The sequence below is a fragment of the Mediterraneibacter sp. 210702-DFI.3.120 genome (genome assembly GCF_020561005.1).
GTDB classification, from domain to species: Bacteria; Bacillota; Clostridia; order Lachnospirales; family Lachnospiraceae; genus Mediterraneibacter; species Mediterraneibacter faecis.
The window spans coordinates 20529-28140 of the sequence record NZ_JAJCNG010000032.1; the positions used below are offsets into that span (position 1 = coordinate 20529).

The 7612-nt window shown below is 38.9% G+C and carries 9 protein-coding genes, 1 pseudogene and 1 riboswitch; all 10 genes and pseudogenes read left to right on the forward strand.

Translation table 11 applies throughout. The features are described 5' to 3' along the window. Positions 1-92: 92 nt before the first annotated feature. Positions 93-1763 carry an AAA family ATPase gene (locus tag LI162_RS13850; protein WP_194205070.1) on the forward strand — a complete coding sequence of 557 codons (1671 nt, stop codon included), beginning with the start codon at positions 93-95 and terminating at the stop codon, positions 1761-1763. A gap of 186 nt (positions 1764-1949) precedes the next feature. Continuing rightward, complete coding sequence (locus LI162_RS15785) at positions 1950-2612, forward strand: L,D-transpeptidase family protein (RefSeq protein ID WP_055158459.1); 663 nt, start codon at positions 1950-1952, stop codon at positions 2610-2612. Positions 2613-2762: 150 nt separating this feature from the next. Next, positions 2763-2864: riboswitch (SAM riboswitch) on the forward strand. Positions 2865-3240: 376 nt separating this feature from the next. Beyond that, on the forward strand, positions 3241-3804 hold the full coding sequence (locus tag LI162_RS13860; protein ID WP_020436023.1) for an RNA polymerase sigma factor: 564 nt from the start codon (positions 3241-3243) through the stop codon (positions 3802-3804). Continuing rightward, positions 3788-4573 (forward strand): hypothetical protein, encoded by a 786-nt coding sequence (locus tag LI162_RS13865; RefSeq protein WP_020436024.1) that lies wholly within the window; start codon positions 3788-3790, stop codon positions 4571-4573. Before LI162_RS13860 ends, LI162_RS13865 begins: the two co-directional genes overlap by 17 nt. A 171-nt stretch (positions 4574-4744) precedes the next feature. Beyond that, complete coding sequence (locus LI162_RS13870; protein ID WP_055158461.1) at positions 4745-4939, forward strand: hypothetical protein; 195 nt, start codon at positions 4745-4747, stop codon at positions 4937-4939. A 463-nt stretch (positions 4940-5402) separates the two neighbouring features. Beyond that, on the forward strand, positions 5403-5714 hold the full coding sequence (locus LI162_RS13875) for a DUF4316 domain-containing protein (protein WP_055158463.1): 312 nt from the start codon (positions 5403-5405) through the stop codon (positions 5712-5714). A gap of 296 nt (positions 5715-6010) precedes the next feature. Further along, positions 6011-6319 carry a hypothetical protein gene (locus tag LI162_RS13880; RefSeq protein ID WP_117499566.1) on the forward strand — a complete coding sequence of 103 codons (309 nt, stop codon included), beginning with the start codon at positions 6011-6013 and terminating at the stop codon, positions 6317-6319. Positions 6320-6347: 28 nt separating this feature from the next. Continuing rightward, a complete protein-coding gene (locus LI162_RS15615; RefSeq protein WP_255616247.1) occupies positions 6348-6479 on the forward strand; it encodes a hypothetical protein in 132 nt (43 codons plus the stop codon). Positions 6480-6644: 165 nt separating this feature from the next. Next, complete coding sequence (locus LI162_RS13885; RefSeq protein ID WP_147322158.1) at positions 6645-6932, forward strand: trypsin-like serine peptidase; 288 nt, start codon at positions 6645-6647, stop codon at positions 6930-6932. Positions 6933-7074: 142 nt separating this feature from the next. After that, a pseudogene (locus LI162_RS13890) lies at positions 7075-7612 on the forward strand (hypothetical protein); the annotation flags it as partial.

Consider the following 7612-nt stretch of genomic DNA (forward strand, 5'->3'; position numbering starts at 1 on the left):
AATACAAAGTAAATAATTCAATGGGAGCAGCCTTTTTTACACAAAAACGGCTGCTCTTTTCTATGCCTATGAGCAGAAAGGAGCGACCAGCTATGACAAACCCGAAAGAGAAAACCCGCGAGGAGCTGCAAGCCGAGATTGAGGACGGAAAGAAGAAAATCCGGCAGTTTGAAAACCGGGAAAAGATGTTGCGTCAGAAGTTATCCAAAGAAGAACGCAGAACGCGCAGCCACCGTCTTATCGTCCGGGGTGCAGTCTTTGAAAGCATTGTTCCGGAAGCAAAGAACATGACCGACGAGGAAGCCGCCCACCATAACGCCGTATTCGTAGGACGGGACGAGGACGGAGTACCACGCTACGCCCACCAACGCGGCACAGCCGGGAACTTCCGGCTTGATGTGAAAGGCAGCGACAAAGCCTTTAACTTCTGCTATCGGGGCGAGGGCGAAAGATTGTTTGTCTTTGAAGCCCCTATTGACCTCTTATCTTTTCTCTGTCTGTTCAAAAAGGACTGGCAAAAGCAAAGCTATCTTGCGCTGGGTGGCGTGGGAGATAAAGCCCTTATGTGCTTTCTCTCTGACCGCCCGAACATCAAGACCGTATATCTCTGCCTTGACAGCGACCAAGCCGGAAACGACGCTTGCAGCCGCCTTGTGGAGCTTATGCCGGAGGACTTGACCGTCCACCGCCTTATCCCTCTTTTCAAAGACTGGAACGAGGTGCAGACGCGCCGGAATGAAATCACAGACGGAAAATATCTGCGGGAAGCTGTCTATGGCTTGAAAGAACCGCCGCAGGAAGAAACCGTTGAGATTATCCGCATGAGCGAGGTTGACACACAGACCGTTGAATGGCTATGGAAACCGTATATCCCCTTTGGGAAAGTAACCATAGTACAGGGCAACCCCGGCGAGGGAAAGACCACCTTTGCGCTGCGCCTTGCCGTTGCCTGTAGTACTGGCGGGACGCTTCCGGGCATGAAGCCCATACAGCCGTTTCAAGTGATTTATCAGACCGCCGAGGACGGTTTGGGCGATACCGTCAAGCCCCGCTTGATAGAAGCCGCAGCAGACCTTGACCGGGTGCTTGTGATTGATGAAGCAAAACGGGAGCTTACCCTGTCCGACGAGCGCATAGAGAAAGCAATCATACAGAACGGGGCGCGTCTGATTATCCTTGACCCCATACAGGCGTATATGGGCGACAAAGCCGACATGAACAAGGCAAACGAGGTGCGCCCCATTTTTCGCCGCCTTGCCGAAGTTGCGGAGCGTACCGGGTGCGCCGTTATCCTTATCGGACACCTTAACAAAGCTGCCGGAGGACAGAGCGCATACAGGGGCTTAGGTTCTATCGACTTTAGAGCCGCAGCAAGGAGCGTCCTTTTAATCGGGCGCGTGAAGCGTGAGCCGAATGTGCGCGTTATCATTCACGACAAATCTTCCCTTGCGCCGGAGGGAAAGCCCGTTGCCTTTTGCCTTGACCCGGAAACAGGCTTTGAGTGGATAGGCGAATATGATATAACTGCCGACGAGCTGCTGTCCGGCGCGGGCGGCAACAACGCCACCAAAACCGAACAGGCTGAAAAGCTGATACTTGACCTACTGGCAGACGGAAAAGAATTTGCCAGCGAGGACATAGAGAAAGCCGCAGCCGACGCGGGGATTTCTGCCCGTACTGTCCGGGCGGCAAAGAAAAACCTTGACGGGCGCATTACTTCAAAGCGTATCGGCGCAGCATGGTATCACGCCCTAAAAAAGTGAACTGGCAAAATCCAAGTGGCAAAACCCAGATACCTTGCCACTTTGCCACTTCGTCACTTCAACCATAATCCCACAGCCCCATGTATGACCGCGTGGGGCTTTATCGTGGAAAAAAGAGCCTATGTTGCGTCAATAACTCAAAAAAGCACTTGACAAAACGCTTCATGGCTTACATGGAATGATAAAATGGAGGTTAGTATTGATGAAACGAAAGTAAAAGAATGGATGAATGAATTTTGCTCTACATACGATTCCATTGGAAAAATACGTTCTATTACGACACCGACGGGAAAAACAGCAAGTGTTTCGGGAGGAACATATGGTTGGTCAGTCGACGAGCCAGAAGAAATCAGGAAATTGATTGAGAATATTAAAAGTGGTGAAAGAGTAGAAAGAGAACCGGTGTATGAAAAAACGGTAGCATCTCATTCGCAGCAGGATTGGGGAGATACATATGTTGAGGTAGATCTTTCAACGCAGCATATGTGGTATATTGTGAATGGTTCAGTACAATTAGAAACAGATATTGTTACAGGACTTGCAAGTGATCCGAACAGAGCGACTCCATCAGGGGTATATTCTATTCTTGAAATGAAAAGAGATAAAGTACTTACTGGAGAAACAAATCCAAGCACAGGAGAACCTATTTATAGAACGAAAGTTTCTTATTGGATGCGTGTTACATGGACGGGAATCGGATTTCATGATGCAATCTGGCAGTCGGCGTTTGGTGGAAACAGGTATCAGACTTCGGCAGGCTCGCATGGTTGTATTAATATGCCGTTGGATCAGGCAGCTTCTTTATATGATATGTTAGAGATGGGAACACCAGTAGTTATACACGAGTGATATTGAAATAGAGATGAAAAAATACTGGTCGCACGTAGTGTGAACGGTAACAAAATATAAAAGTTTTATCAACTTCAGGAAACGGTATTGACATAATCAACAAGGTGTTGTATAGCCTGATACGAAACAAAATTAAATAAATGATACTTTCTCTTATTCAGAGCAGTGGAGATACAAAGGATCTAAGAAGCTGCGGCAACCCCTCGTAATAGGAAGGTGCCAACCTGAGCGAGTTATTTCGAACAATAAGAGGATTGTTAAGATAAACTTTGATTACCCTGGAAAAGACAAAGGAGCTGGTTACAATTGTATGTACTCAGCTCCTTTGTGTATAATAACACAAGGAATGATTCATCAACCGGTATCCTAAGCTAAAACAAGGAATGAATCCCTATAGGAACATAGAATATTTTGAGAAACGAAAAGAATTCATCAGGAGAAAAAGAAAAATAGCAAAGAATCGAGTTGCCGCTGCTAATCCTACTTATGTATAAAAGGATTAGTAGTCATCAAGGCTCGAGCCGTATACAGGGAAACTTGTAAAAATATAATGGATGGCTGCAACTTTTTTCATATGACTTTTGTATATAAGGTAAAGAGATGAAAAGAAGGTGGGAGGTGGAACGTATTGAGTAATTATTATGATGAGAATGAACTAATTAGACGAATCCAAAAAGGAGATGAATCAGCGTTAGCAATAATAATTTCGGAATATCATGCTTATGTCGGAAAAATTGTATACAGTATCTTAGGCAGTTACTCTCATAAAATTGATCTTCAGGGTGTGGTTAATCAGATCTTTTTTACCTTGTGGCATAAAGCTAATAAAATTGATCCATCGAAAAGCGTTACAATAAAAGGTTATTTAGGCATATTGGCCAGAAATACAGCTATAAATGAAAAGAAAAAATGCATACCAGATTACCAGATAAATGATGAGGTCATAGCAGATATTTCCGATGATTTTAACCAGGTTGAATTGAGATTACTGCTGGCAAATGCTCTGAGAAAACTGAATAAGGATGAGCAGTTAATATTAGTTCTGTTTTATTTTCAAAATGAGAAAATAGCCGATATTTCCCGCATTACAGGTATTCCGGCATCCACAGTAAAAAGCAAACTCAAACGCTGCAAAGAGAAGATGAAAAAATTTTTGGAAGAAGGAGGAAATCAGTATGAAAATTTCGTATAACGATATGTTTACTAACATTTCAGATGTTGCTTATGAAATATTAGAAGAAAATGATATGTTTAATGATGAAACCGATGATATGTTTTCTTCAGATAGAACTTGTAAAGATGTAACAGATATGATCCATGATCAGAAAATCGTGAGAAAAAGGCATTTTGCTATCAAGAGTGTTTTACTGGTTGCAGCTCTTGCTGCAATGTCGTCTATTCTTGCTATTGCTCACAACTACGGTGCAGCATTAATTGATGACAGCAACCGGCATTTAGTTGGAAAAGGACTTCATGGAGAAGGACAGATAATAGGAGCTGATGAAGAGATAGAGGTTCCGGATGAACCTTCAGATGGAATTTGGGAAACAACAGCTCGTATTAAATCATACAAAAACGTAAGCATTAGTCCAAACAGTATAACAGAATTTGCTGTATCCGGTGACGCCGGACAATATATTACTCCGGAAATTATATTTGGCAACAATGATTTAGTCATTTTTGAGCAGGAAGACGGATCAGGCTGGGAATTAAATGAGGGAGAAACCTTAATGATTCAGGCAACGGAATATGAAGCGGAAACAAACGGTGGAAATGGCCAGGGAATCATGTATTTTTATATCTGTGACGGTGAAATATTAGATGGAAAATCAGAGCCTCGTAAAGAATTAAATCAAACCTTTGAATTAACTGCAGAAAAATCCGGAGAATATTATATCTGTCTTTTAGGTGTAAGCTCAGATCCTATATCTTTAAAGGAAGGAAAAATAGTTATTAAATAGTAAAAAACGGTTATGAGAGAGAGTGCGATTACCAGGTTAGGTGATCGCACTCTCTCTCATTTTTTTATTATAGGAAACTTCAATTTTTTTTAAAATTATGCAACTTTTTTAATGTTCCATTGTATATACAGGTAACAGGAAGTGTGGAAAATAAAGGAGGTAAATGTTTTTATGAAAACAATTTTAAAGCGAACGATTGTTTTTTTTCTTTCTCTTGCAATGATAATTTCTGTAGCATGTTCTACGGCGGTCGCAGCAGAGACACTAGAAGATCAAAATGTGACATCACATAGGGTAAGTTATATCATCTACAAAGAAGATGGTACAGTAAAGGAAACCGGAACATTGGCCCAAAGTTCCAAGTGATTGATAAGAAGGATCTGGAATTTTATAAAGAGGCAGAAAAAACAGATAAGAGTATCAAGGTCTGCGAAGTGAATGAGGAGGACTTCTTATATCTTAATTTTGATACAAATTTTTCATGATTTTCCTCCTTTCTTGAGGAGTTTAAGATTTATAGACAACTTTAAAAGAATGCGCATGTTTTTGTATACACTTAATATATATCACGCTTAAAAAAATAAAAGAATTGTTTTGAATTATTTTTTATAGTATTCTATAATAGTGGTAATTTATATAATTTTAATGTTTATTTTTAAGATTCTCTAACAAACTTTTATACTATCCTATAAAACGGTCAATTTTAAAAATCACGAAATTGCAGGCTTTACAACACTTTGTAACACGATATAGACCTGTCCGATAATCCCTCTCATATAAAAATAATCAATGCTTCATTTTTAACACAGGAAGATAAAGACATCTCCCTGTGTTTTTAAAGAAAATCAATGAACAGGAAAAACAGAAGGGAGCTACCAAAGAACGGCTTTCGGTATGGCAGAAATACTTTATCAATGGGGAATACCTTCGATCTGCAGAAATGGCAGAGGAACAGAATTACAATATGATCGATGGAAGAATCAACAATCTGCTACCGAAAAAGGAGAATCCAGAAGTACCAAAGAAGAGGAAATCTGTCCTTTTGCGTTTGTATAAACACCGCTGTGAGGTTGCAAAGAAACAGGGAAAGCCAATGCCGAGGCGGTATCAGGGGATGGAGATGGAGCGGAATCGTAAATAGGTAAGAAATGACAAAGGGTGTGGGAGAAATCTCATTGCCCTTTTTCGAAAAAGAATTGTGTGATATATATAAAATAACCAAGTGAGAATTGTAAGTTTTGCTGAAAATATAAATGAATCGTTGGAAATATTGTGCATAAAATGGAAAAATGATAAAATCAAAAATGTGGTGAATATAAGACATATTATTTTTGAGGAACAGAGTGATTTAGGGAATAGTATGTCTTTTTAGCATGTTCAATTAGTAGATTCGATTTCGTAAGTTTAAGATCAAGATATAAATATTGAAGGAGCAATATGAAAATACAAAAATATGTGAAAAAAGATATTATAAAAGTAACCTCAATTTTAATTTTACTACTAGGATTATTGACTATTTTATATTTGTCAGAAATACAAAGTATATCAGGATATGTTGTACAAATTAATTATCCCAATAATATTGCTATAAAAGACGAATTTGAGAATGTATATTGGATAAAGCCATTTGGAGATTTTGAGGATAAATATGAGATAGGGGATGAGGTAAAAGTATATTATTATCCGAATTCAGAAGATGGCTCCAATGAAAATACATTATCCCATTCTATTGTATTCAGTAGATGATGTTGTTATTTATGAAGAAGGCAACTAAATGAGAGCTAAACAAAAATTTAAATTGAGTGCTACTATTATAGGAATATGCTTTTTGTTACATGGAATACCTGTATTTGCAGCCGAATCAAGTGAAATGATTGAGTTTGATTTAAAGACTAATGAGATGTAGACAGTAGAAATTGAGGAACAAAATAGTGATTCAGTTGACTCATACATTCCAGAGGGAATCAGTACTGGAATTCAAACATATGGAGCGATTATTGATGTTGATGATAGGTATAGAATTCCTGCTAGTTTATCAAGTACAACTTTCCCATATTGCTCTTATGGTGTTGTGAGTTGTACTAGGCCCGATGGAACAAGTTCATTTGGAACAGGATGGCTTTTTGGTCCGAACGATGTGGCAACAGCTGCGCATGTTGTATATAGTCAAGAGAATGGTGGATATCCTTCTTCTATTATTTTTTATCCCGGGGTTAATAACAGTGGATCAATAGTAGGGGCATCTTATAAGGCAACAATTGCGGTGCTACCGGCAACGTATCAAAGCGAACGTGATGAGACGAAAGATTATGCTTTTTTATCTTTAAATTATAATTATCTGTTGAAGTATCAAATATAAAGAGTGAAAGGTCGAGTAAGCCAACTTCATGGGAAGATGTTTCTATTGACAAAAAATATGATACAAAAGATATATACATATCATCAATGGGGCATCTGCCAGAGTTCATTCCATTTTAAAAATAAACGTGTGGTGAAACGTAATGAAGAAAAAAATAATATATGTCTTATGCATTTTGGGTGTGCTTTTGGCGTTATTAGGACTAAAAAAAAGAAATGACACAATGTATTCTTCGGGGGTATACCATCTTAACAGAAGCGGGATAGTAGAATCTATAGATAAGAATATTATAGTTGTTCGTTTGGATAAATTGAATGAACAAGATGAGGATTTTAAAAATGTCAATACATTGCAATTAGATTGTAGAAATTGTAGTTATGAATTAGAAAATTTAAAGGAAGGTACAAAAATTATATTTTACTATTTCCCATATAATGCGGACGTTCGACCACTTAAAGTCGAAAATATCTATGTGATAAATGAAAAAGAATCTAATATTGATTTGACGGAGAAAGCCGGACAATTATTTAATTCCTATCGAGATAAAACAGATGAGTCTATTTATGCAAGAGGTAAATCTGGTGGCGTTATTACTACAAAGGATATTGAACAAGCTACTGAATTCTACATTTTAGCAGGGTATGAACAGTCAGACGCTGAAGATAAGGCAGTAGAATATA